At 38.9% G+C, this 24532-nt stretch carries 20 protein-coding genes and 1 pseudogene; 12 read left to right on the top strand and 9 right to left on the bottom strand.

Annotation, left to right across the window (positions count from 1 at the left end):
• Positions 1 to 2: 2 nt before the first annotated feature.
• Positions 3 to 1178, bottom strand: coding sequence for an acetyl-CoA C-acyltransferase (locus tag OWEHO_RS05315; protein WP_014201445.1), 1176 nt, complete (start codon positions 1176 to 1178; stop codon positions 3 to 5).
• 106 nt (positions 1179 to 1284) lie between these two features.
• Here OWEHO_RS05315 and OWEHO_RS05310 point away from each other — a divergent pair, with 106 nt between their 5' ends.
• Complete coding sequence (locus OWEHO_RS05310) at positions 1285 to 3375, top strand: HD family phosphohydrolase (protein WP_014201444.1); 2091 nt, start codon at positions 1285 to 1287, stop codon at positions 3373 to 3375.
• A 128-nt stretch (positions 3376 to 3503) separates the two neighbouring features.
• Positions 3504 to 5297 (top strand): sensor histidine kinase, encoded by a 1794-nt coding sequence (locus tag OWEHO_RS05305; RefSeq protein ID WP_014201443.1) that lies wholly within the window; start codon positions 3504 to 3506, stop codon positions 5295 to 5297.
• Here the strand turns inward: OWEHO_RS05305 and OWEHO_RS05300 are convergent.
• A complete protein-coding gene (locus tag OWEHO_RS05300; RefSeq protein ID WP_014201442.1) occupies positions 5245 to 5958 on the bottom strand; it encodes a M15 family metallopeptidase in 714 nt (237 codons plus the stop codon). The two genes, OWEHO_RS05305 and OWEHO_RS05300, sit on opposite strands and share 53 nt — an antisense overlap.
• Before the next feature lie 220 nt (positions 5959 to 6178).
• Between OWEHO_RS05300 and OWEHO_RS05295 the strand changes: the two genes are divergently transcribed.
• Together OWEHO_RS05295 and OWEHO_RS05290 are read left to right on the top strand one after the other, a co-directional pair.
• On the top strand, positions 6179 to 8815 hold the full coding sequence (locus OWEHO_RS05295) for a hypothetical protein (RefSeq protein ID WP_014201441.1): 2637 nt from the start codon (positions 6179 to 6181) through the stop codon (positions 8813 to 8815).
• A 4-nt stretch (positions 8816 to 8819) separates the two neighbouring features.
• Positions 8820 to 9509: a hypothetical protein gene (locus OWEHO_RS05290; protein ID WP_014201440.1), complete on the top strand. Its 690-nt coding sequence runs from the start codon at positions 8820 to 8822 to the stop codon at positions 9507 to 9509.
• Positions 9510 to 9606: 97 nt separating this feature from the next.
• Here the strand turns inward: OWEHO_RS05290 and OWEHO_RS05285 are convergent, their stop codons facing one another.
• The 3 genes from OWEHO_RS05285 to OWEHO_RS05275 form a co-directional block, all read right to left on the bottom strand.
• A complete protein-coding gene (locus OWEHO_RS05285; protein WP_014201439.1) occupies positions 9607 to 9939 on the bottom strand; it encodes a zinc ribbon domain-containing protein YjdM in 333 nt (110 codons plus the stop codon).
• A 71-nt stretch (positions 9940 to 10010) separates the two neighbouring features.
• On the bottom strand, positions 10011 to 10805 hold the full coding sequence (locus OWEHO_RS05280; protein WP_014201438.1) for a hypothetical protein: 795 nt from the start codon (positions 10803 to 10805) through the stop codon (positions 10011 to 10013).
• A 1-nt stretch (position 10806) separates the two neighbouring features.
• On the bottom strand, positions 10807 to 13035 hold the full coding sequence (locus OWEHO_RS05275; protein ID WP_014201437.1) for a M48 family metallopeptidase: 2229 nt from the start codon (positions 13033 to 13035) through the stop codon (positions 10807 to 10809).
• Between the two features lie 95 nt (positions 13036 to 13130).
• Here OWEHO_RS05275 and ftsY point away from each other — a divergent pair, with 95 nt between their 5' ends.
• The 4 genes from ftsY (at position 13131) to OWEHO_RS05255 (ending at position 18046) form a co-directional block, all read left to right on the top strand.
• A complete protein-coding gene (gene ftsY, locus OWEHO_RS05270) occupies positions 13131 to 14099 on the top strand; it encodes a signal recognition particle-docking protein FtsY (protein ID WP_014201436.1) in 969 nt (322 codons plus the stop codon).
• Entirely contained in the window at positions 14099 to 15250 is a 1152-nt protein-coding gene (locus tag OWEHO_RS05265) for a hypothetical protein (RefSeq protein ID WP_014201435.1), read from the top strand. Before ftsY ends, OWEHO_RS05265 begins: the two co-directional genes overlap by 1 nt.
• 12 nt (positions 15251 to 15262) lie before the next feature.
• Positions 15263 to 16564, top strand: coding sequence for a 30S ribosomal protein S12 methylthiotransferase RimO (gene rimO, locus OWEHO_RS05260; protein ID WP_014201434.1), 1302 nt, complete (start codon positions 15263 to 15265; stop codon positions 16562 to 16564).
• A 492-nt stretch (positions 16565 to 17056) separates the two neighbouring features.
• Positions 17057 to 18046, top strand: coding sequence for a lipoate--protein ligase (locus tag OWEHO_RS05255; RefSeq protein ID WP_014201433.1), 990 nt, complete (start codon positions 17057 to 17059; stop codon positions 18044 to 18046).
• A gap of 124 nt (positions 18047 to 18170) precedes the next feature.
• Here the strand turns inward: OWEHO_RS05255 and asnA are convergent, their stop codons facing one another.
• Positions 18171 to 19175 carry an aspartate--ammonia ligase gene (asnA, locus tag OWEHO_RS05250; RefSeq protein ID WP_014201432.1) on the bottom strand — a complete coding sequence of 335 codons (1005 nt, stop codon included), beginning with the start codon at positions 19173 to 19175 and terminating at the stop codon, positions 18171 to 18173.
• Positions 19176 to 19677: 502 nt separating this feature from the next.
• On the opposite strand from asnA, the pseudogene OWEHO_RS18460 reads away from it, so the two are divergent.
• Both OWEHO_RS18460 and OWEHO_RS05245 read left to right on the top strand, forming a co-directional pair.
• Positions 19678 to 19800 (top strand): annotated as a pseudogene (locus tag OWEHO_RS18460) (hypothetical protein); the annotation flags it as partial.
• Between the two features lie 209 nt (positions 19801 to 20009).
• Positions 20010 to 21140 carry a hypothetical protein gene (locus OWEHO_RS05245; protein ID WP_014201431.1) on the top strand — a complete coding sequence of 377 codons (1131 nt, stop codon included), beginning with the start codon at positions 20010 to 20012 and terminating at the stop codon, positions 21138 to 21140.
• Positions 21141 to 21310: 170 nt separating this feature from the next.
• Here OWEHO_RS05245 and OWEHO_RS05240 read toward each other — a convergent pair whose 3' ends face one another.
• From OWEHO_RS05240 to OWEHO_RS05230, 3 genes are read right to left on the bottom strand one after another with little or no spacing between them, the layout of a single operon-like run.
• Positions 21311 to 21694 (bottom strand): acyl-CoA thioesterase, encoded by a 384-nt coding sequence (locus tag OWEHO_RS05240; protein ID WP_014201430.1) that lies wholly within the window; start codon positions 21692 to 21694, stop codon positions 21311 to 21313.
• A gap of 35 nt (positions 21695 to 21729) precedes the next feature.
• Positions 21730 to 22221, bottom strand: coding sequence for a 6,7-dimethyl-8-ribityllumazine synthase (ribH, locus tag OWEHO_RS05235; RefSeq protein WP_014201429.1), 492 nt, complete (start codon positions 22219 to 22221; stop codon positions 21730 to 21732).
• An 11-nt stretch (positions 22222 to 22232) separates the two neighbouring features.
• A complete protein-coding gene (locus OWEHO_RS05230) occupies positions 22233 to 22928 on the bottom strand; it encodes a tetratricopeptide repeat protein (protein WP_014201428.1) in 696 nt (231 codons plus the stop codon).
• A 99-nt stretch (positions 22929 to 23027) separates the two neighbouring features.
• On the opposite strand from OWEHO_RS05230, the gene recF reads away from it, so the two are divergent.
• A complete protein-coding gene (gene recF, locus OWEHO_RS05225; RefSeq protein WP_014201427.1) occupies positions 23028 to 24140 on the top strand; it encodes a DNA replication/repair protein RecF in 1113 nt (370 codons plus the stop codon).
• Positions 24124 to 24417 carry a DUF721 domain-containing protein gene (locus OWEHO_RS05220; RefSeq protein ID WP_014201426.1) on the top strand — a complete coding sequence of 98 codons (294 nt, stop codon included), beginning with the start codon at positions 24124 to 24126 and terminating at the stop codon, positions 24415 to 24417. The genes recF and OWEHO_RS05220 overlap by 17 nt, the downstream gene beginning before the upstream one ends.
• The last annotated feature ends 115 nt before the right edge of the window (positions 24418 to 24532 follow it).

The raw sequence follows: 24532 nt of genomic DNA, 5'->3' as shown, positions 1-24532 counted from the left end.
TACTAAACTGATTCGATTACTACAGCTGAAGCACCACCGCCACCGTTGCAAATTCCGGCAGCACCGTATTTACCATTGTTTTGCTTCAATACATTAATAAGGGTAACCAAAATACGAGCTCCAGAGCAACCTAGTGGGTGACCGATAGAAACAGCTCCGCCATTTACGTTAGTCTTGCTAGCGTCTATGCCAAGTAATTTCATGTTAGCCAATCCTACTACAGAGAAAGCTTCGTTTAACTCATAAAAATCAATTTGGTCTTTATCCAATCCAGCTTTCGCTAAAGCGATAGGCACAGCCTTAGCCGGAGCAGTGGTAAACCACTCAGAGGTTTGAGCAGCATCAGCGTAAGCTGTGATCTTAGCCAATGGCTTAAGTCCAAGTTCTTCAGCTTTTTCAGCACTCATAATGATAAGTGCAGCAGCACCATCATTAAGTGTAGAAGCGTTTGCAGCTGTTACACTACCTTCTTTATCAAATACAGGACGTAGCTGAGGAATTTTCTCAAACTTTACGTTTTTGTATTCCTCATCGTGGTTAAATTCGATAGCATCACCTCTACGCTGAGGAACGGTTACAGGAACAACTTCATCGTTAAATTTTCCAGCTTCCCAAGCAGCAGCACTGCGCTTATAGCTTTCAATGGCAAATGCATCTTGCTCTTCACGGCTAAATTCCATGTCTTTAGCGCAAAGCTCAGCACAGTTACCCATGTGGCCTCTGGTGTATACATCGGTAAGACCATCAAGTAAAAGACCATCTCTTAGTTTCATGTCTCCCAATTTTTGACCATTACGGGCATCCATGTAGTGAGGCACGGCACTCATATTTTCCATGCCACCAGCTACAATTACGTCAGCATCACCACTTTTGATAGCTTGAGCTGCTTGCATCACGGCTTTCATACCTGATGAACAAACTTTATTGATGGTAGTACAAGGTACATCTACGCTTAATCCAGCACCTAAAGCAGCCTGACGAGCAGGAGCTTGTCCCAGGCCAGCTTGTAGCACATTACCCATTATTACTTCTTGAACTTCTTTTGGGTCTAGCCCTATTTTATCTAATGCACCTTTAATAGCTGCAGATCCTAATTGAGTAGCGGGAATAGAGGCTAAAGTTCCACCAAAGCTTCCGATTGCGGTTCTTACGGCAGATACAATTACAACATCTCTCATTATATATGGATTTTAATTTATTGCTAAGAGGCGCGAAAATACAGAAAAATAAGGCGAATTTGCGGGACTGTGCTTTATACCTATTTTTGAGGACGAATACCTAACAATGAAAAAGCTACTGCTTTATTTACAGAATCACCAAACCCGCTTTGCTGGGCTTGTGCTATTTGCCATTTCCATAGCGCTTGTGGTGTATATAAATCCACGTGAAGTCAAGTTTAAATACGAGTTTCAAAAGGGGAAACCTTGGCTCTATGAAAACCTTGTGGCGCCTTTTGACTTTCCTGTACTAAAGACAGATGAAGAGTTAGAAAAGGAGCGGAAGTCTATTGTAGAGAGTAAAACCATGTTTCTCCGTAAGGATGATGATGTGGCGGAAGACGCCCTGATTGCTTTTGAAGACGAGTATAAAATAGAGTGGAACAAAATTGAGGCGGTAGCACCTTTGGGAAAAAAAGGTACACCAAAAGTAAAAGATGCTTTTAGGCGAAGCGTAAAAAATACGGCTCGTGACCTGCTCGGTGAAGTGTATCAAAAAGGTGTGCTAAAACCAGTTGGGGATGATGAAGGTAAAGTAGGAGAAGTTTTGATCACCGTAAAAGGTGTGAGTTCACCTGCAAGGATTCAGGACTTTCATTCCATAAGTACAGCAACCTCCGCTATTCGCAAAGCTTACGCGGATAGTTCGGAAGCTATGCAGGATTTTATCATTCCTATTTTGCTAAGCCATTTAGATTACAATGTTTTTTATGATGAAAAGCTAAGTGGTAGTTACCTAAAGTCTCAATTGGAGGGAATTGTCCCTACTCGCGGAATAGTGCAGGAAGGAGAGTTGATAATTTTTAAGGGAAATATTATTGATGACGAAAAGTTTGCCAAGCTAAATTCCTTGCGCAAAAGCTATGAAGGTTCCTACTCCGGCCAGTACAGTTTTTACTTTATTTTAAGTGGACAAATTCTACAAATTGGGTTGCTGTTTTCAGTCCTGTTTGTTTTCCTTACGCAGTTTAGAAAGCAGATTATGGAAGATGTTTCCAAGCTTACTTTTATTCTGATTAATGTATTGATGGTAGTAGGGTTGTGCCGTGTGGTGCTGGATTTTGGCGTAACGTACATTTATTTGGTACCCTTCACTATTCTGCCAATCACCCTTCGTTCGTTTTTTGATACCCGTTTGGCGCTTTTTGTACACATGATGGCCATTTTGCTTTGTGGACTTATGCTACCCAATAGCTTTGAATTTGTGTTCTTGCAGTTTGTGGCGGGGGTATTTTCAGTGGTATTGGTAAACAACCTGTATAAGCGTAGTCAGCTGTTTTTTACAGCTGCTAAAATTATTCTGGTGTATTGTATTTCGTATTTCAGTATGGCTATCATACAAGAGGGATCATTACAAAACCTTGAGCCTTTACACTTTGCTTTTTTTGCAGGAAACGGATTTTTAACACTTATGTCTTTTCCTTTGATTTACTTCCAGGAAAAGATATTTGGTTTTGTATCTGACGTAAGCCTTTTGGAGCTGAGCGATACCAATAATCCGCTATTGAGAAGATTAGGCCAAGAAGCTCCCGGAACTTTTCAGCACTCTATGCAAGTGGCCAATTTGGCGGAAGCAGCAGTGCTTAAAATAAATGGAAACGCTTTATTGGTAAGGACAGGGGCCTTATATCACGATATAGGAAAGCTCACCAACCCAATGTACTTTATAGAAAATCAGAGTACAGGACTTAATCCGCATGATGAATTATCATTTGAAGAAAGTGCTGAGATAATTATTAAGCACGTACGGGACGGAATTAAGTTGGCCAAGAAGAATAATTTACCGGATATTTTAATAGACTTTATTCGTACACATCACGGTACTTCTACTGTAATGTACTTCTACAAGCAATACATTAAGAACTTTCCTGAAGAGGAAGTAGATCTGGAAAAATTCACCTATCCTGGTCCTAAGCCTTTTAGTAAAGAAACAGCTGCACTAATGATGGCAGATTCTGTGGAAGCTGCAAGTAGAAGTCTGGATAAACCCGATCATGATAAAATTGACGCTTTGGTAGAAAATATTATTGACCATCAAGTGGATACCGGACAGTTCGAAAATGCAGAAATCACTCTTCGGGAAATCAAGGAAATAAAGAAAATCTTTAAAAAATTATTGATGAACATTTATCACGTAAGAGTGCAGTATCCTGAGTAAAAGCAGGGCTTTGATCGTCAATATTTGTTAGAGCGAATGGCAAAAAAATGTAATTTGCGCAATGGTTTTTATAACCAAGCTCAAACTCAAAAAACTTTGTCAAGCCCAATATTGGGCACTAACGCTTAATGGAACTCGTACTCAATTCTTATTCAATTAGCCTTATCGTTTTTAGCCTGATTGCTCTTTTTCTTGCAGGCTTGGTATACAATAGGATTGGCTTAGTTGCTAAATGGTTTGCTGCCTGCATGGCTGTTATTTCTATTTGGGCGGCAGGATATGGAATTTCAATTGCCCAGAATACAATTGGAGAGATGATTTTTTGGATTAATGTAGAATACATAGGTATTGTACTTACTCCAACTATTTGGTTTGTGTTTGTACTTAAATTCACTGGGCGCGATTGTAAACTTAATAAGACTATTTTTTCTGCCTTTTTCGGCTTTGCAGGTTTGTCTTTATTAATGGTGTGGACCAATCCGCTTCATCACTTACATTATGCTGATTATCAAATTCAGCATGCCGCTGGCCACTCTTGGTTGCTTTCTACACCGGGCCCTTGGTATTATATTCACGTTGCTTATTTCTATACATTAATAGCATCGGGTATTTATGTTTTAATAAAAAGTATAAGATTAAGCTCAGGCGTTTTCAGGCAGCAGTCTCTAGTTATTTTAATTGGTGCATTGGTGCCATGGGCTGCGAATGTTTCGGTAATTTTTCGAACTGGTGTTTTCGGGCATATTGATTCCACTCCTTTTGCCTTTTTGATTTCGGCTATTGCTATTGGAATCGGTTTTTTACAATTCAAGCTTTTTGATGTTGTTCCAATGGCTCGCGATAAGGTAATTAATGTAATGCGCGAAGGGTGGTTGGTACTAGATCCTCAAAATAGAATAATAGACTTTAACCCGAAGATGGCTTGGATTATGCAAAAGGAATCTCAAAACTTATCGGGATTACATTTTGGGGGGCTCGAAGGAGCAAAACAAGAAGAGGTAGATTATTTGCTGGACCTAAGTCATGAGAATGATGTGGATGTGGAAGTTGAAATAGGAAATGAACTTTTCAGCTTTGAAGTGACTTGCAAAACCATCAAAGAAAATAATTCAAATAAAGGTCGGCTTTTAATATTTAGGAATATCACTCAGTATAAGGAGGATCAAAGAAAGTTACAGCAGCAATCTGAAGAACTTAAAGAGCTTAATGTAACAAAGGGACGACTACTTTCCATTATCTCACATGATGTTCGTGGACCATTAGCGGTGCTTACGCAAATTCTTGAAATGAGTGGTAGAGGGGAGTTGAGTGAAGATGACTTAAAAGAGCTATTACCTAAACTAGGGGAAAACTTAAATAATATCACCGGATTTTTAGACAACCTTTTGGTGTGGGCCAAGAGTCAGTTTGAAGGAGAAATGATCAGTCCAAAGATGTTTGATATCTCCACTGAAATCCGCAAAAATATAGGACTATTAAGTGCTACGGTAGAAGCTAAAAACATAAAGGTGTTTTTTGACGAAAAAGAGGAGTTTTTAGTGTGGGCTGATCCCAACATGATAAGATTGGTTGTTAGAAACCTCTTGGGTAATGCTGTGAAATTTTGTCGCCCAGGCGATGAAATCAAGTTTGGAATTACCCGAAAAGATGAGCATGTTGAAATATCAGTCTCTGATTCGGGAATAGGTATTTCAGAAGAAAACCTTGAGCGTATTTTTTCTTCAGAAACCTTTACAACTCATGGTACCGAAATGGAGCAGGGCACGGGGCTAGGGCTTATGCTAAGCAAAGATTTCGTTACCAAGAATGAGGGGAAGATTTGGGCGGAAAGTAAAGTGGGAATAGGAAGTATATTTTATTTTACCATTCCTATTGCTCCGAAAAGTAAGGAGGCATCTCTATACCATTTACATAATTATTGATCACATCCAGGGTTGGAGCATACTCGCTACCATCAAAACCCTTTATGTCATCATACTTAACAATGTGGTTGTAAGCTCGCTGAAATTTTGAAGCAGTAGGGTAGTAGCTCCAATGCCATTTTTCCTCTCTGTATCCAGCATCGCGATAGTCATCGAACAAAGTATAAGGTTGAAAGAAGCCGTACTTATGGGCATTAGCGCTTAGCCAATCGTAAATATTTTTTCCTTCGCCAGATTCAAAATAACTGTTTTCCAGCGAGTTTAGGTCAAAGTCGGTGCCCCAGTGGTGGCGGCTGGTGCCAGGCATACTGCTATATTGCAAGATACGTTCAGCTCTATCCGATACATCTCCACCATAGCTTTTCCACTTACGGTTCCAAATACCAGCCTGGTAATTGCGGTTACGCATTGCAGAAATGATTACAAGGTTCACCCCGTCTTTCTTGGCATCCTTCCACATATCCTTAAAGGCATCGTACACTTCATCACGCAAGTAAATGCCACTTTTGGTGGTGTACTTGCTCTTTATTTTGTCAAAGCCCTTGTTTGACGATGGATCTACATCTCCCAGTATTTCAGCTTTGGTGTAAACAGGTGGTTCTTTAGCATCAGCTATAAAAACGGATAAGCTTAAAGCAAAAAGCAGGATATATTTTTTCATAGCCGTCAAAAGTAAATAAATGAAATATTCTAAAAGTTGAATATGATGCGAACATCTGATAGCTGATTTTGGTGCCCCTTCCTTAAACAGGCCATAAGTAAGGGGATTTTCTATACATGTGGCAAAGGGTTTTTCCCCTTTCTTCTCTCCTGCGCATAGTATATGGGGTATAGCCCAAATAATGATACTAACTTTCGGTAGAACCAAAATCTACCACACCATGAAAAAGCTTCTTTTAATAGCCGCTATGGGATTTTTGATGCCCGTTTTTGGGCAGGAGAAAAACCCAAAAATACCGATCCTTTTTGTTACCAATAAGGCTAATGAGGGTTTAGAAAGTAGACCTGAGAATACTCTTAAGAAAAAACAGGAGCTAAAGTACCAAGTAGATCCTCAAGGACAAATGTTTACATCCATTACTTGCTCAATGCTTGATTCGCTAATGGTAATTGTGCCGCCAGCCTATAGCACTATGTCGGTTAAAACCCTTGGGGTGAGTATGGATGATATTAACATTCTGAAATATCTAAATAAAGAGGCTACGGATAATCAAGAGGGTGAGGCCAATAAAAAGTATGCCGTCATCAAATTATTAAACATACTGGCCAATGCACAGGAAATGGATCGTGCAGATGCAAAGGAAATATACTGTGGTATGTTGCAAAGCTCCGCTGGAATTGACTTAATATTTAGTGGAAAGGGTGTAGTTGATAGTATTGTTCTTAAGGCTGGCAAATTTGAAAATAGGGAAAACCTAGACCCCGATGCTAGGCCCATGATAAAAATAGACCCAAGGAGATATGTTACCGTTTACGAAAAAAACAAGGAAGGAATAGAACCTATATGGTGGTTAAAGGCAGCAGATGATAATGTGTTTAAGAAAAAGTATCCCGAAGATAAATCCCAAGGAAAACCCAAGAAGTTAGTTCCGCATCAAGAGTATGAAGTGCTGGATGAAAACGTAGTGTTAGAAATAAGGTTTGACCAGGAAATGCTTGCCGATAACTTAGAGTTTTATGGTAATGTTTCGTTGGCCGCCAAATTAGATAACGAGCCGATTGCCGTAGCGCCCTATTCATTGGTAGGGGAGGAGAGAACCAAGTATGGTGTGAAAAACGAACCAATAAGTGAAATATCAGCACACTTTCTCAATCTTTTTATTGAAGCACAGAATGCGTGGGAATCAAGATTGCAAAAGGAAATACCCATGGTAGATGATACCTTGAAATATTGGCCAGACCAACTTAAGTTAATTACAGAATTGTTATTTAAACAAAAAGAAAAAAGGTGGAATCATGAGGATAAAATACCCCTCTCTCATTTGGAGGGCAAGCCAAGGGGTAAAGTGAAAAATACGAAAATCCGAGACTTGATTAGTGAGAAAAAGGCTGACTTGAAAATTTCAAAATATTCGATACAAGATATTGAGGTCTCAGTAAGTGCAAATGGAAATAAAGACGATACAATATTTATTGAATCCCTGAAACGTGATCGTGAAAGATACAATTCGGCTTATTTGGATATGGAGCTTGAGGATATAAGGTATTACGCAAGCTTTTTATTGGAGGTTTTAAAAGATGGTAAACCTGATAGTCAATCAAGAAAAACTTTGACAAACCTAACAGATCTTTACCCATCCACTGAGGGTTTAAGTGATTCTTTAGACAGTGCTTATAGAGATTTGTTGGGTACTGCAATAGACACCTCAATGCTTCGGTCAAGAGGAAATAGACGTTTGAATACGTTTGGAGTAACAGACCAAGCAGGTTTCAACAAATATTTGTACGAGGTCGGGTTGGTTATCCACTATATGGAATACTTTAGTAAAGGAGGAGGGGACGCCATTCGCGCCTTTTTAACTTTGGCCGAAATGACAGAAATACGATTTAATGCAGCTCTAAGTGCCTTAAAACATAATTATAAAATATTAGTAGAGCTTCCTCGGCTTTCAACAATTCCCAGTGGTCATGAGAACTGGTGGAAGTATTCTGCCGCTTGTGGCGCTATTAATAGTGAATTAGGGTATATCGCTTTAAGGAATAGAAAATTTTTAAGACCTAACGAGCGACCATCAAATCTAGATCGAGATGGCTTAGAGGTGTATAGAGAGGTGGTGCCTGGCATTAATTTTACAAGTAGTGAGCTATCTAAATTGAGGATTGAGCGATCGTATGAAGGAGGTCAAGCGCTTCCTTTCGAATCGATACCCAATAAGATGAATTATAAAAAGACGCCTGAGTTGGTGCACGAATTATTGAAAAATAATTACGCATTTTATCAAAAAAGTATGGCGAAGGCAGCCGGGAAAATAATTTTTAACAAACTGCTGTATGCCACCATAGATCTACAAAAGGCCAATGCACAACCAGGCCAAGTGTTGGAAGTTTTTGTAGTATGGAAAAATATAGACGATACCGTAGAAGAAGATGAGCACATGCTACCCGCTGGTAAGTTTTTTATCCGAAAAACAGGCTGGCACTTAGCTGTTTCTGAATCAGCTTTTCTGGTGCAGCGTATCAATGAGGATTTGGTTACTAATGATGTATCACCGTCTAACTTTAAACCAACCGCTGGTGTATCCTTGCTTTGGTCATATTACAATGACTTTAGGGGTGAAAAGTGTTTAGGCAGGTTCGGCAGGTGGTTGGAGCCTTCCTTTGGTATAAATGTTTCCTACGCAGATTTTACCACCACCAAAGATTACGAAATAGCAGTAGGGCCGGTAGTTGGTTTATGGAATAACCGAGTATTTCTTACCGGTGGGTACAACTTTAATGTGCGTGGGCAAAGCCCCTTTTATGTTGGCTTTGGGCTTAGCTTTTCCAATATTGTAAATAATATAGAAACTCAAAAATAACACCATGAAAAAGTTAATATACTTTGCTGTTTTATTTGCCTGGAGTTGTGACGAGATGCTTACCACTCAAAGCGGAGACTTTTCCGTTTGTTTTGAAAAAAAACAAAACGAAATCCCAGCCGATGGCGAATCCTATGTGAAAATAAATTTGGAGTTTGACCGTAAACTAGCCAAGAGTGAATTGTTAACTATAACAACTACTAATGGTCATTTGGTGGAAATACCTTCTAATGATTATGCAACAGGAGTTATCAAACTGGAAGTTTATCCGGATAGTAAGGAGTATTCAGTAGCTCTGGTGTCTGGGCATTTTTCAGATGATGATGTAATAGTAGGTGTAAGGGTGGCCAAGTCTTTTAAGGAAAAAGTAGCAAGGTTTACGCGAGTTTGCCCCACTGAATTGACCCTAGATTTGAATAAGGATAATATCTCGCTCGAAAATGCAGAACCGGTGATTGGGTCAATAGAATTATTTAATCCGTCATTTTCTGTATCTCATAATACCAAAATCAGGATTATAGCGAGCCCAGAATCATTGGCAACGGTTCCTCCAAGGGTGTTTTATGATGGAGAAGCCTTGAGTTTTAACATTCTCCCAAAAGGAAAAAAAGGCGTAGTGCGTATAACGGCTGTTGTTGATCAAGAAGGTTGCGATCAAATTGTGAATTCGGCTCAATTGGAAATTCTGGAATAGAAATATAGGGTTTCCCATTTGAGGTGAGTGTTACTGAAATGGGAAATCCTATAAATAAATTCGGAGCCTGATTAGTGTTTCTGGAAAAAAGGTTAGCCTAAGCTTTCTTCACAAACTCAGATTTGAGAGCCATAGATCCAAACCCATCTATTTTGCAATCTATGTTGTGATCTCCATCTACAAGACGAATGTTTTTCACTTTAGTACCAGCCTTTATAGGTTTTGGGTGTCCTTTTACCGGAAGGTTTTTTACCACTACTACTGAGTCTCCATCTTCCAAAGTATTGCCATTGGCATCTTTTACCGATAAAGCATTTTCATCCACCTCATTCGGGTTCCATTCATGTCCGCACTCGGGGCATACCATTAGCGAATCCATGGGATAGGCATAGGGTGATTTACATTGTGGGCACGGTTGAGAATCAGACATAATGATTACTTTGATTGGGAGGCAAATTTAGCAATATGAAAGAGCAGATTGATTTCCAGAAGTCATTTTTTCTACAATAAAAAACCAACTCCAATTTTTACATTGATCATGGACATCATAGCATACCGTGCAGCAGCCTTTTTTAGGTAAGCTTCCTGATTTTCGTCATTATAGGTTTCTGGGTATCCAAATTCTATGTAGTCACCTCGACTTTCATCTGCAAGTAGTGGTTTCCAGTTGAAAATGCCACCGGCAAAAAATGTAAAATCAATACCATAACTAAAAATAAATCGATCTGCAATAATTCGGTTGTTACCAAAACTTGCGGTTAGGGTGGGAGCACCTTTGGAGCCACCTTCAATGGTATAATCTTCATCAGGCCCTCCAGTATAAAAATCTACTATGGAGTAATTAAGATCATCAGCTGTTACTTTAGTATAACCGATTTTAAATGCAAAGTATGAACCCAATGGGGCAAAATGCTTGGTGTAAAGTCTGATTCCAACAGCTCCTCCGCGAGCCTTCATTTCAGGGTAATAAACCTTAGCAACGTCCATTTCATAGATAAATGAATGGTAGGGATCAAAATTAGTTTTGGCAGCACTAAATTCGGCTAAAACTTCCATTCGCTTTGAAATGGTGTAAGCAATGCTAAAGTGATTTTGAAAGTTCAGAGATGTGGGCACATCAATTTCGTCCGCAGAAACGATGTTTGGTTCTTCACCATTAGGATTATTAAAAGAAGGATATAAGTAAGCCTGGTATTGAAAATTCCATTTTTTACCCATATATCCCGGCACATTTTTTTGCGCAAGCAATGCAGCTGGAATACAGATGGAAAGAGTGAGTATATATAAGAAACGCATATTATTTAGCTTTAGCTTTTACTTGAATCAAGTGGTTGTATAGGATGCTTCGCAAATAGTCTTTACTATCATTTGTTTTGTAATAATTGTACTCAGCCAATAAGGCTTTGCCATTACTTATATCAAATAGAAAAAAGTAGTTGAAGGATTCATAATCAGGAATCAATAGATCGGCAACAGTAAATGGGAGTACAGGAAATAGAAAAACAGAATAAATGATTTTGCCTGCCACATTGCGCTCTCTTACTCTCAGAGAGAGATTTCCCGTATAGGAGATATAATTGGTGCCATATTTTTTGCCAATAGGATCCATGTAGTCAAAATCACTTACAAGCGCATCTACATTTTCATGCATCAATCGCTCGTCTATCCAGTTTTTCATTAGTGATAAATCGTTAAACACATCCACATCTGATGATTCTATGTTTTTGTAATCAAGCATTTGAGAATTGAGGTTTATATCATCAGATATGTTCATCAATTCAGCTTTGTACTCATCTAATTTTTCAGCGGTGGTAAGGTATTTTATTCCATCTTTTTGACGCTCATCAAGCTTAGCATAATCAGGGCTTATTATTACGATAGAGTCTATACCCAGTGAATAGTTTGCGTCATATTTTTTTCGTTTTCTTCTGGATTTGTAACCTTTTCTATCTCGGTAGCTGGTGCTGTTATATTCATCCACAGCATCTTCAAATGTGGTCATAAAAAGAGAGTCGCTCCAATAGGGGGTAAAGGCAGTTTTGTAATAATCCTCTTCAGACAATTCCATAGTTTCCTGCTCTTTCTTTTTACGCTGGATATTGCTAATCTTACTACTTCTCCTTCCGCCTGAAGGCAAATCGGCACTATCAAGTAGTGAGAATAAATCATGTTTTATAGTGTCCTGCGGTGCAGATCTATAGTCGTTTGGTTTTAGGTCATTTTCAAAAACCAATTCATGAAATGACTTAGTAAAGAGCTTTTTGAAGGCTATATCATTAGGATAGTTTTTATAAGCTTCGTAGGTATAAGCTACGGTGAGTGTATTTAAGTCCTCTCTGTCAAATTCATCAAAAATGTGAAATACCTGTTGACTTTCACCCTCTACCTCCTTCCACTCAGTTATCATTTTGTACAGTACTCCATTATTTCGATACACCGTAGCTGCATTCAAAGCTTTAGCAACTGTAAGTTTTTGATAACGGTCTGTTCCATATTTCTGTTCTAACAAAAAGGTGTGGTAAATGGCTTGGCCATATCTACCTGAAATAAGGTATAGTCGGCTTATTTCATATCGAGCCAAGCGTTGGCAGTGATCAAAGATGGGCTTGGAAATAAGGTATGCTACGCCAGTGTCCTTAGGGTTTAGGCGCTTCAGTATTTCAAGCTTCCTGGTTTTAATATTTGGATGTGAACTTTCCGAATCATCATAGTCGGCCTCTGCAGTAATAGGGGCCGTATTTTTTAGTAAATAACCAGAAGGTAACTTCATACCTTCTGTAGAAAGGAAAGTCGAATCAAAAGGAATTTCATCAAAAGGAAGGTAGGAGTACTGAAGTACATCCATTACATATACTGGCGCTCGGTGTGTGTACCCCGAATTTTTGAAAAACAAACGAAAGCCGTCTGCATCAGCTTCAAGCTCTTGCGATTTGGAGTAGGTGCTTAGGGCATGTACTTGCTCAGCGCGATTACTTTTGCGGTATAAATCTTCACCATCTTTTATTTTCTCTTCTTCAATGTATTGATTGAGAACGTGCTCATTTTTGTAGTGAATTACTTCATGCGCAATTACATAAGCAAGTTGAGCTTCGTTTTCTACTTGAGCAATAAGCCCAAGGTTTATAAATATGATACCATTGCCCGTAGCATAAGCATTCACATCCGGACTTTTTACTACATATATTCTAAGCTTATGTCGCAGGCCAGGGTCATCTTTTAGCAGGTGGTCCAAAATACGATTACAATAATCTGAAATGGTGTCTCCAAATATCACATCACCACCCATGAGCAATTCATCTACAAAGTATTCACTCCTAAGATGAAAGTTATCTTGTCTTTTTCTGTCTTTACCTTTTACATCAGCACCAATATGTTCGCGTTCACGTTCATATTTATTGGTATAAGCTTCGGTAAAATCAGATGGTATGATCCCTTCAGATTGGATAGGTTTATAATAGTTCCAATCTTGAGCATATGCTTGAAGGCTAATGCCTAAGCATATCAGCAGCGCAGCTTTTAATTTCATATCGTTCGTTCAGGTTGCTGCAAGGATAACAATATTTTTTAAAACCTCTCTTGGTCGATTGGATTTCGGATATTTGCACTCGCAAAAATTTGAACATGGGTATTTTTGGCAAGTTTTTCTCTAAAGAGAAAAAAGAAAAATTAGATCAAGGATTAGAAAAGTCTAAGGAAAATATGTTTTCCAAACTTTCGCGTGCTGTAGCGGGAAAGAGTAAAGTGGACGAAGAGGTTCTTGATGATCTTGAAGAAATATTGGTAGCCTCTGATGTAGGCATTACTACCACGGTAAAAATAATTGAACGCATTGAAGAGCGTGTGGCCAGAGATAAATATGTGGGCACCGGGGAGCTTAATAAAATACTGAGGGAAGAAATAGCGAATTTACTTTCAGAAAACGAAACGGAGGATGCTACAGAATTTACCCTGCCAGCAGGAAATAAACCGCATGTAATAATGGTGGTGGGTGTGAATGGTGTGGGAAAAACCACAACCATTGGTAAGCTTGCTGCTCAATTCAACCGTAAAGGACTAAAAGTGGTTCTCGGTGCTGCTGATACTTTTCGCGCAGCAGCGGTAGATCAACTTACTATATGGAGTGAGCGCGTGGGCGTGCCTATCGTAAAACAAGGTATGGGTTCTGATCCAGCTTCAGTAGCTTTTGATACCCTACAATCTGCGGTGGCTCAAAATGCGGATGTGGTATTGATAGACACTGCCGGTCGACTTCACAATAAAATAAATTTGATGAACGAGCTTGGAAAGATTAAGCGCGTTATGCAAAAAGTGATTCCCGATGCTCCGCACGAAGTATTGTTGGTGCTGGATGCCTCTACCGGGCAAAATGCAATAGAACAAGCCAAGCAGTTTACCAAAGCAACAGATGTATCAGCATTAGCTTTAACCAAATTGGATGGTACCGCAAAAGGCGGTGTGGTAATTGGCGTTTCTGACCAATTCCAGATACCCGTAAAATATATAGGAGTAGGCGAAGGAATAGATGATCTGCAGGTGTTTAATAAGCACGAGTTTGTAGATAGTTTTTTTGGGGAGAAAAACTTGGGTTAATGAAATTTCTACTTTCTGCATTTCTCATAATATTCTCACTGGCTTCCTATGCCCAGCTCACTGAGTCTTTGGTAAAAAGGATAAATGAAATTGTACCAGATTGCTATGATGTATCCATTAATTCCCAAAAAATCATCAGTCGGTTTTATACAGAAGGAAATTTAGATAGTGCAGAAGCCGTATTGGAATATTGGGAGCAGCAATGTGATCGGAGCGATGAAATGATTTTTGGCAGGATATTGTTTGATATTGCTAACGATCGTTTTCATGAAGATAAGTATGGAAACCTTTTGCAAATAATGTTGACTTGTAAATCCACTCAGGATTATATAGAAACATATAAGTATGAAGGCTTGTATGTGCACCCTAGCCAGTCAAGCATGTTAAAAGCGAATTTGGAGTATCACAATTTTACAGGGAGTTACTCTACGAGATTATTGCAAGATGGAACAGAAAGGAAAAAAATAGAGAGGGATATTTTAACCTTCTTTTCTGGGAATCCTGAATCACTTATAACTGGGCTCAAGCAAGAACAGTATGAAGGAAAATTGCAAGAAAATTATAATCAAATGATCGCTGACCTTACCTACGATAGTGGTTACTTTTTAACCTTGTATGGAGGAATGTGGTCACCTACTGAGAATTTATCTAAGCTCGGGAACAAACCTGAGCTAGGATTTACTCTGGGTGGGTTTGAGGGAAGGTACGGAGCAGAGCTGTTACTAGGTTTTAGGTTTGTTAATTCACCGGTAAACTATAGTATTAGAGATAAGGACTCCGTGTATCAGGACAATCATTTTACAAGTGTTACTATAGGAGTGCAGGGCTATTATTCTATACTTAAAAACCTTAGGAATGACCTAAGTTTGACAACAGGTGTAGGTTATGATGAGATTACTATTGTACCCACGGACGAAGGTGACAATGTGGATAATGTAAGTACGGGTACTTTAAATGTCAATTTTGGATTTCAATACCGCTACTATTTTGATTACAAAGATTATTTGGGAGTAGATGTTAGATATAGCTTTTTGGATTTTAGTAACCACATTGACAATGAATTAAGCGGTAACGCTATTAGCTTAAGACTGCTATATGGTTTTACATCAAGTGATAGAAAGAAACAGCAGCTAAAGTTGCTGGGATATTAGAAGAAGGAAAATATGCGCACTAAAACATTAAAGAAAAATAAAATCAACATCGTAACCCTTGGATGCTCCAAGAATACTTACGATTCTGAAATACTGATGGGGCAACTGCAGGCCAATGGCAAGAATGTAGCCCATGAAGAAGACGATGGAAATATTGTGGTAATCAATACTTGCGGGTTTATTGATAATGCCAAGCAAGAATCTATTGACACCATTTTGAACTTTGTAGATAAGAAGCAGCAAGGCGAGGTGGACAAAGTATTTGTGACCGGTTGCCTGAGTGAGCGCTACAAGCCAGATTTGGAAAAAGAAATTCCGGATGTGGATCAGTATTTCGGAACCCGTGAACTGCCAAAGTTGCTAAAGGCACTTCGTGCAGATTATAAAAAAGAATTGGTGGGTGAGCGCTTGATGACCACGCCTCAGCACTATGCCTACATTAAGATTTCTGAAGGTTGTGATCGCCCTTGTTCGTTTTGTGCTATTCCTTTGATGCGCGGTGGACACAAGTCTACACCTATCGAAGACTTGGTGACGGAAGCACAAAAGCTTGCCGCTAAAGGTGTTCGTGAGTTGATTCTTATCGCTCAGGATTTGACCTATTACGGTCTTGATATTTATAAAAAACGCGCTTTGGCAGATTTGTTAAAAGAGCTTGTAAAAGTGGAAGGGATTGAGTGGATTCGTCTGCATTACCTTTTTCCTGCGGGTTTCCCGGAAGATGTGCTTGACGTGATTCGTGAAGAACCAAAGGTGTGTAACTACATTGACATTCCATTGCAGCATATTAGCGACCCTGTTCTAAAATCTATGCGCAGAGGAACTACCATGGCTAAGACCAACCGCATTTTGGACTTGATGCGTGAGAAGGTACCAAGCATGGCTATCCGTACTACTTTGATTACCGGTTACCCGGGAGAAACCGAAGAAGACTTTCAAACCCTGAAACAATGGGTGCAGGATATGCGCTTCGAAAGGCTAGGTTGCTTTACCTACAGCCACGAAGAAAATACCCATGCTTACAATTTAGAAGACGATGTACCCGAAGAAGTGAAGCAGCAGCGTGCCGAAGAAATTATGGCCGTGCAGCAAATTATTTCTGAAGAGCTAAATGCCGAAAAAGTAGGGGAGACTTTCCGCGTGTTGATAGATCGCAAAGAAGGAAACTTCTTTGTAGGCCGTACCGAGTTTGACTCACCAGATGTGGACAATGAAGTGTTGATAGATGCCGATTACCTAAAAGCTGGTGATTTTTACAATGTGAAAATTGAAAGCGCTACGGATTATGATCTTTATGGTGTAGTGGTGAATTAATTTCAATTACAAAACAAATGTCATCCTGAGTGATTCTGACGGAGGAAGAATCGTATCGAAGGGTGTTGGAATACTTATCGTCTTCGATACACCGCACCCCCGAAGGCTTTCGGGGTTCCCACCACTCAGACTGACAATCGATATAAGATTAATCAGATAAAAATACAAAGGCTGCTTCAAGGGGATTGAGGCAGCCTTTTTTGTTTTGGGACATGTGAGGCAGCGCACTTTTACATAGGAACAGAACCAGTGGGAGCTGTTTACCATAGAAAAGGTGTAATACAAGTTTACAGCACGCCTTAGTACCTTAAGCAAAACCAGACTCAGGATTCCAGCGTATAAAAATGACCCGTTGGAGAACACATCTAGAGCTATCGCGAAATTCTCGAGCTAGTTACTCTAATATTTTTGTTTTTTACATACTTCTTTCATCCAATGTCATCATCGTATTGTAAAGCCTAAATCATACTTTAGCATACCAAAATTTAAGGTATGCTGTGCATTGACAATCCATATATAGAGCCGTATTTCAATCAAGCGGTAGAAGAGTATTTCCTCAAAAATTCTGACGAAAACATTTTTATGCTTTGGCGGAATGACAATGCCATCATAGTAGGAAAACACCAGAACACTTTGGCGGAAATAAATGTGGAGAATGTTAAAGAGCGTGACATTAAAGTAGTACGAAGGCTGACAGGCGGAGGCGCTGTGTTTCACGATCTTGGGAATCTGAACTATACCTTTATCATGGGATATGGGGAGGAAGGAGCCAAGGTGGATTTTAAAAAATATAACCAACCGATAATTGATGTGTTGGCTGGCTTGGGGGTAAAAGCTCATTTTTCCGGGCGCAACGATATTTTGATTGATGATCAAAAGTTTTCAGGTAATGCGGAGCATATTTACCATCAAAAGCAAAGGGTTTTGCATCATGGTACTTTACTTTATGCTTCCAATGTTAAAGACATTTCGGATGCACTAAAAGTAAATCCGCTAAAGTTTGAGGGTAAAGCCCGAAAATCTGTGGTAAGCCGGGTTACCAATATCTCTTCTCACTTAAAGGATGATATTGGGGTGGAAGCTTTTCGACAGGAAGTGATGATGCACATTACTAAACTATACCCGGATGCTGAACCATATACTCTTACCGAAACCGATAAGAGAGAAATACAAAAGCTTGCTGATGAAAAGTATAGCCAGTGGCATTGGAACTTTGGTTATTCACCCAAGTATGGTCTTAAAAAAGGAGTGAAAACTCTAGGCGGTCACGTTGAGGTTCATCTTAATGTTGATAAAGGACTGATTACCGATCTTGACATTTTTGGCGATTTCTTTGTAAATAAAGACATTGAGCCATTAGTAGAAGGATTGAAAGGAGTGGAGCACCGCGAAGAAGTTGTATTGCAAAAACTAAAGGAGCTACAAAGTAGTGCCTATTTCAATAATATTTCTGGAGATGAATTAGTGGAGGCGTTTTTCTAACGACTAGTGTAAGAGAAGTAGTGATAAATGCAATTCTCTTTATAATAATTAAGTGATACATAATTAGAACGAAAAACGGTTTGAGACTAGTCTCAAACCGTTTTTGCATTTTAGTGGTCCCGTATCACAAAAGCATAATTCCTTCTTCTTTAGATTTTTCTTTTACGGAATCTGGCCAAATACCCACTTGTACTTCTCCAATATGTTTTTTCCTTAACATAAACATGCAAACTCGAGACTGTCCTATTCCTCCTCCAATACTTTCCGGGAGAATTTCATTTAGTAACAGCTTATGAAATTGAAGTTCTTTCCTATCGTTTTGTCCAGTTTTGTTTAATTGATCTAACAGAGCAAGTTTATCAACTCTGATTCCCATTGAAGAAATTTCAAAACTTTCTTTTAAAATAGGATGCCACAATAATATATCACCATTTAACCCGAAATACCCATCTTCATTTTCAGAACTCCAATCATCATAATCAGGAGCTCTCCCATCATGAGGTTTTTCACTACTGAGGTTTCCGCCAATTCCTATTAAAAATACCGCACCATACTCCTTTGTGATCTCTGATTCACGCTCTTTAGGAGTTAGTGTGGGATATTTTTGAAGTAATTCTTCGGTATGTATAAATTTTATGTTTTGAGGTAGTACTGGTTGAATAGAGTCATATTTTTCACTAATCTTTATTTCAGTTTCTCTTAGCGCTTTATATATTTTGGTTACTTCCTCCTTTAAAAATGTGATGTTACGTGATTCTTTAGATATTCTTTTCTCCCAATCCCATTGGTCTACATAAATGGAATGGATGGAGCTATAATCTTCGTCAGGCCTTATTGCTCTCATATCCGTTATAATTCCTTTTCCCTCTTCAATATCCAACTCTTGTAACCTTAACCTTTTCCATTTTGATAAAGAGTTTACAACAACCGCCTCCTTATCAGATAAAGCCTTAATTGGAAAAGCGACTACGCGTTCAATGCCGTTTAGGTCATCATTTATTCCGGTTCCATTGAGTATCGCTATGGGCGAAGAAATTTTTGTTAAGGCCAGTTTTTGTTTTAATTCGGATTCAAAAATTTCTTTTGTAAAGCTTATTGCTTCTTCTGTTCTTAGTATTTCTTTTTTCATTGTTTTTTAAATTTTGAGTAAAAAAAAAGGCCTGTCATTCAGGCCTCATATAAGTGATTTGAAGTCTGGTCCAGGGGGTGATTTATTGTTATTATTTGTTTGTCTTTGTTTCATTTTGAAAATAAAAAGCAAAAAAAAAGGTCTCCCGATATTCGGAAGACCTTTTAGATTGGTATTAAAGTATTTTAATATCTAAAACATAATCTTCCCATTTCCGAATAAATTATTATTCGAATTATTGAAAAAATTATTATTTAGATTTTGGGTCATGTTCTTTTCTGTGACTGCTATATTACTAAAATTATTTAAAATCCAAAATTTTATTACCTGCCATGCTTAATTTATCCCAAGACGCCTATTTACTGTATATGGTGTTGCCAAGCATATTGTTTTTTAAAAGCAGACCCACCCAATACTGAGAGCTTCTTTATTATATGGATCCAGATGGTGCAGATTTGCAACTTGGGCTTCCATTAGGTTAAGCTCTGTGTAAAATAGTATTGACTCACCAGACGTGGACAATGAAGTTCTTATCGATGCCGATTACCTAAAGGTAGGTGATTTCTACAATGTAAAAATTGAAAGCGCTACCGACTACGACCTTTACGGTGACGTGGTGGACTAAGTGATATTTAGCATTGCAAATGCAAAGGCTGTTTCAAGAAGATTGAGACAGCCTTTTTTGTTTATAAGATGTGGGGAGGCTCGATGACGAGGCAAGCCAAGTTGTTGAACAACGTTGCATTTCTAGGGTAAAAAAAATAAACTGTATAAAAAAAATGTTTCTTAGCGGCTTGTAAAATACTTTTACAAACTCTCTACGAAAAACATATAATGCAGAAGCTAATTACCACAAGGACAGCAGTAATTGCTGTTTTTTTTATTGTCAATTCCTATTACACAAACGCGCAGGAAAATGGCCTCTACTGGAGTTTTGGGATTACAAATCACAATTATCTATATGAAGGTTCATTTTTTATTAATGAAGATGACCCTAAATATTTTGGAACAGTTAACTCTGCACCTACACTTGCTTTAGGATACCGTATTCCAAAAATAAAATCTGAAATTGAATTAAGCTACTATATTTCTTATGTAGCAGCAGCTGATAAAGCTAATGACATTGTGTACTCGAAGTCAGTATTTTCGGGTGATTATAATGTGATTCTAGGAAAATTCAGGACTGGCATCAACTACTCACTTATTAATGAAAGACATTCTGCAAGTTTTGCACAGCCACCTAATAGTAACCAAACCACATTTAATATCAAAAGTGGCCTCGGGATTAAAGTAGGCTACGAAACCAATGGATTTGCCTTTGACATACGAAAGGATCAAGTAGTAAGATTTTATAAAAACGTAGGCATCGATATGGAACCCATTGATGAGCAATGGAACTTTCGTATCACAAAGAAAATGCCGCTTAAAAAAGACAATAATACACCCCCTCCTAAAGGTCCATTTAGTATAAATTTAGGTATGATGGTAAGTGGGAACTACTTAGCGAATGAAACCGCTTCAAAACCCGCAGGTAAAGTAATGCCAAGTCTTGGAATTGAATATTTAATTGAGCCAATAAACCTGTCTGTTTATGCCAAACGATCTATATGGTTAAATATTGAAGCCTGGGATAGAAATTTCAGCTTCACCAACCAACTTAATTACCTGGGTGTGAGTTATCACCTTAATATTAAACAGAAGCATTTATTCAAATTAGGTGTCCACCACTTATGGAATTTAGATAAATCATCTATACTGATGGATCAAATTGATAGTGTAGGAACAACAGATGGAAAATTCTGGGTTTATGAAAACAAGGGAGTTGGTTTAGATTTAAGATATGCCATTAACAAAAATTGGGACGCAAGTTTTAATCTTGATTACTATTATAAAGCCAATCCACGAATTGGCACCGGAATAAATCCTGAAAGTTTTAGACTAGGTTTAATATATAATCTTTATTAAACTTTTTCAATGCTAGCGCGATCGTCCCGCTCTTGCCCATCACGTTTGACTATGATTTCCTTTTATGTGATTTCTTCAACGCAGAGCCGCTAAGGTAGCAGAGTTTCGCTGAGCCCTTCTCTCCGCAGCTTTGCGCTCTCATCGCCTCTGTGTTGAAGTAAAAAGATCCTCTATAAAACCGAAGTCGGCTTCTTATTCTCATCAAGAGCCACGAAGGTAAACGTACCGGAAATGGCCTTTTCTCTTTTGTCAGAGTACATTTCTTCAATATAGATTTCTACACTCACCTTAAGACTTGTACGGCCAATATCTTCAATTTTGCCAATAAGCTCAATGATGGTTCCGGCAGGGATTGGCTGTGTAAAGTCAATCTTATCAGAAGATACGGTAACCACACGTTTTCGCGCAAAGCGGGTAGCGGTAATAAAGGCTACCTCGTCCATTAGCTGCATTGCTGTGCCCCCAAAAAGTGTATCGTAATGATTGGTGGTATTTGGGAAAACCGCTTTAAAAATATTGGTTTCCGCAGCTTGTATGCGTTGAGCTAAATCCATAACAATAAGATTTTAGAGAAGAGGTGTGGAGCCTATTAATGCACCACTCTACGAAGTGCGGCCATCTTTACAGCGGCAACAGCACATTCCACACCTTTGTTGCCATGCTTACCACCTGAGCGAGCACGGCTTTGCTCAATGTTGTTGTCGGTAAGTACGCAGAAGATCACAGGCGTGTCGTAACGAACGTTTAGGTCAACTACACCTTGTGTTACACCTTCACATACAAAGTCGAAGTGGCGGGTCTCTCCTTGAATAACATTACCGATTACGATAACCGCATCAAAAATGTCTTTTTCGCAAAGTTGCTTGGCGCCATATACCAGCTCAAAAGTGCCTGGTACATTGATGCGGGTAATTTGTCTTTCGGGAGTACCGGTAGCTATAAAAGTGTCAAAAGCTCCCTGATAGAGAGCTTCTGTTATTTTTTCATTCCATTCGGCCACTACAATTCCAAATCTCATTCCTGAGGTGTCAGGAAGTTCTTCTTTGTTGAAGGCAGATAAATCTACTCCAGCTGTGGCCATTGAAATATGGTTTACTTGTTCATTTTGGTTTCAGCACGAGCGATATACTTATCGATGTCGCTAGCTTCTTGAGACTTGCCGAAATCCTTTTTGATACGGTTATAAAATTTTGCAGCTTTTTTAAAGTCACCTTGCTCTTCGGCAATAAGGCCAGCTTTCTTTAGGTAAAAAGGAACTACAAATTCGTTGCTTTCTCCGCTGGTAGCTCTTTCGTAATAATCCAAAGCTTCTTTTGGCTGGTTTAGCTCTACAAAAGCATCGCCAATAGCACCAGTAGCAATTACTGAAAGGATCTCGTCATCACTGTCAAAACGATCTAAATACTCAATAGCATTTTTGTAATCACCAGAGTTTAGGTAGCTAATTCCTGCATAGTAGTTTGCAAGGTTTCCAGCTTTGGTACCGCTATATTCTTCAGCTACGTCAATAAACCCGTAGTTCTGTCCATCACCGTTAAGGGCAAGCCTTAGTGAGTCTTGCTCAAAATAGTTTTGTGCAGAAAAGATAGAATCCTGAGCTTCTACCTCACGAGGGGTTTGGTAAAGATGTAAGTAAGCGAAATATCCACCAACAATCACAAATAACGCAACTGCGATAAAGGTGATGCTCTTGCGATTTTCTTCAAAAAAATGTTCAGCCTTGCTTAAACTCTGGCCTACATCTACTAATACTTCCTCTTCCGAGTGATCTTTCTTTTGCTTTGACATTTACAATCAGCGTTTTTCTTTAAGAGGTGCGAAAATAATATTTTTTCAATAGGAGAAAGCAGTTCTTCCTTAACTATTCCTATTAATTTTGACGATTCTATGTATTTAAAGAATCTCCATCTCGTAAATTTTAAAAATTGGGAACAGGCAAGTTTTGATTTTGCCCCCAAACTCAACTGCTTTGTGGGATCCAACGGAAGTGGTAAAACCAATCTTCTGGACGCCATCCACTACCTGTCGGTGTGCAAAAGTTATTTTAATACCATCGATAGTCAAAACATAAAAGATGATGAAGGATTTTTTGTGGTTGAGGGTGATTTTGAAAAAGATGAAGCCGAAAGCCATATATACTGCGGGTTGAAGCGTGGTGAGAAAAAGGTTTTTAAGAAAAACAAAAAGAGCTACGATAAACTGGCTGACCACATAGGCAGATATCCATCAGTAATTATTTCTCCTTATGATAGGGATTTGATCACTGAAGGTTCTGAGATTAGGCGCAAGTTTATGGATAACGTGATTAGCCAGTCCGATCCTATTTACTTGGACAATTTGGTGCGTTACAACAAAGCTGTGCAGCAGCGCAATGCCTTGTTAAAGTTTTTTGCTGCCAATCATACTTTTGACAAAGCAGGCCTGGAAGTATATGATGAGCAAATGCAGGAAAGGGGAGTGCCTGTGTATGAAAAACGCAAAGAGTTTTTAGAGCAACTGGAACCAAAGCTTTCATATTACTATAATATAATTGCTGATGGACAGGAAGCTCCAGCTATTACTTATCAATCGCAGTTGCACGACAGTAATTTTAGTGATCTACTAGAAAAGTACAGAGACAAAGATCGTATCAACCAATATTCGGGAGCGGGTATTCACAAGGACGATTTGCAATTTAGTATTGACGGCCGCAAGGTCAAGAAGTTTGGATCGCAGGGACAGCAAAAATCTTTTTTGATAGCGCTCAAGTTGGCGCAATATGATTTCCTTTATACCAAGCAAGGTGTAAAACCACTTTTGCTATTGGATGATATTTTTGATAAACTAGATGAGGTGCGCGTAGAGCAGCTGGTTAGGCTGGTGCATGACGAAAATTTTGGACAGATATTTATAACCGACACACACGCCAACCGTACGGCACATTTGGTAAAAAATGTAGACGACAAGGCCAATGTATTTACCATACAAAACGCAAAAATAGAGCATGAAGAAAAGCAATGAAATGAGCTTGGGTGACGCCATTCAGGCATTTTTGAAAACCAATGAGTTGGATGAAAAATTGCTTGAAACGGAAATCTATGCCCGATGGGAAGAGTTGGCAGGAAATGCCATAAACCTAAAAACCAATAAGGTGAAAGTGGAAAAGGGTATCCTCACGGTTTATGTTAACTCTAGCGTTGTGCGCAATGAGCTGAGCTTGCGCAGAAGTGAGTTACTCGAAAGAGTAAACCTGAAGCTACGTGGAAAGGGTAATTTGAAGGGGATTCAGATTAAGTAGATTTTATAGCCTCTCGCGGAATGAGGTGAAGCCCGAAAACAAATATGAGGATACGACACACCCTTCGATACAATTCTTCCTATCGTCAGAATCACTCAGGGTGACCTTACGATTT

It is taken from the genome of Owenweeksia hongkongensis DSM 17368 (assembly GCF_000236705.1).
In the GTDB taxonomy this organism is placed as follows: Bacteria; Bacteroidota; Bacteroidia; order Flavobacteriales; family Schleiferiaceae; genus Owenweeksia; species Owenweeksia hongkongensis.
Note: the sequence above shows the minus strand (reverse complement) of the source record. Positions and strands in the feature narration are given on the sequence as shown.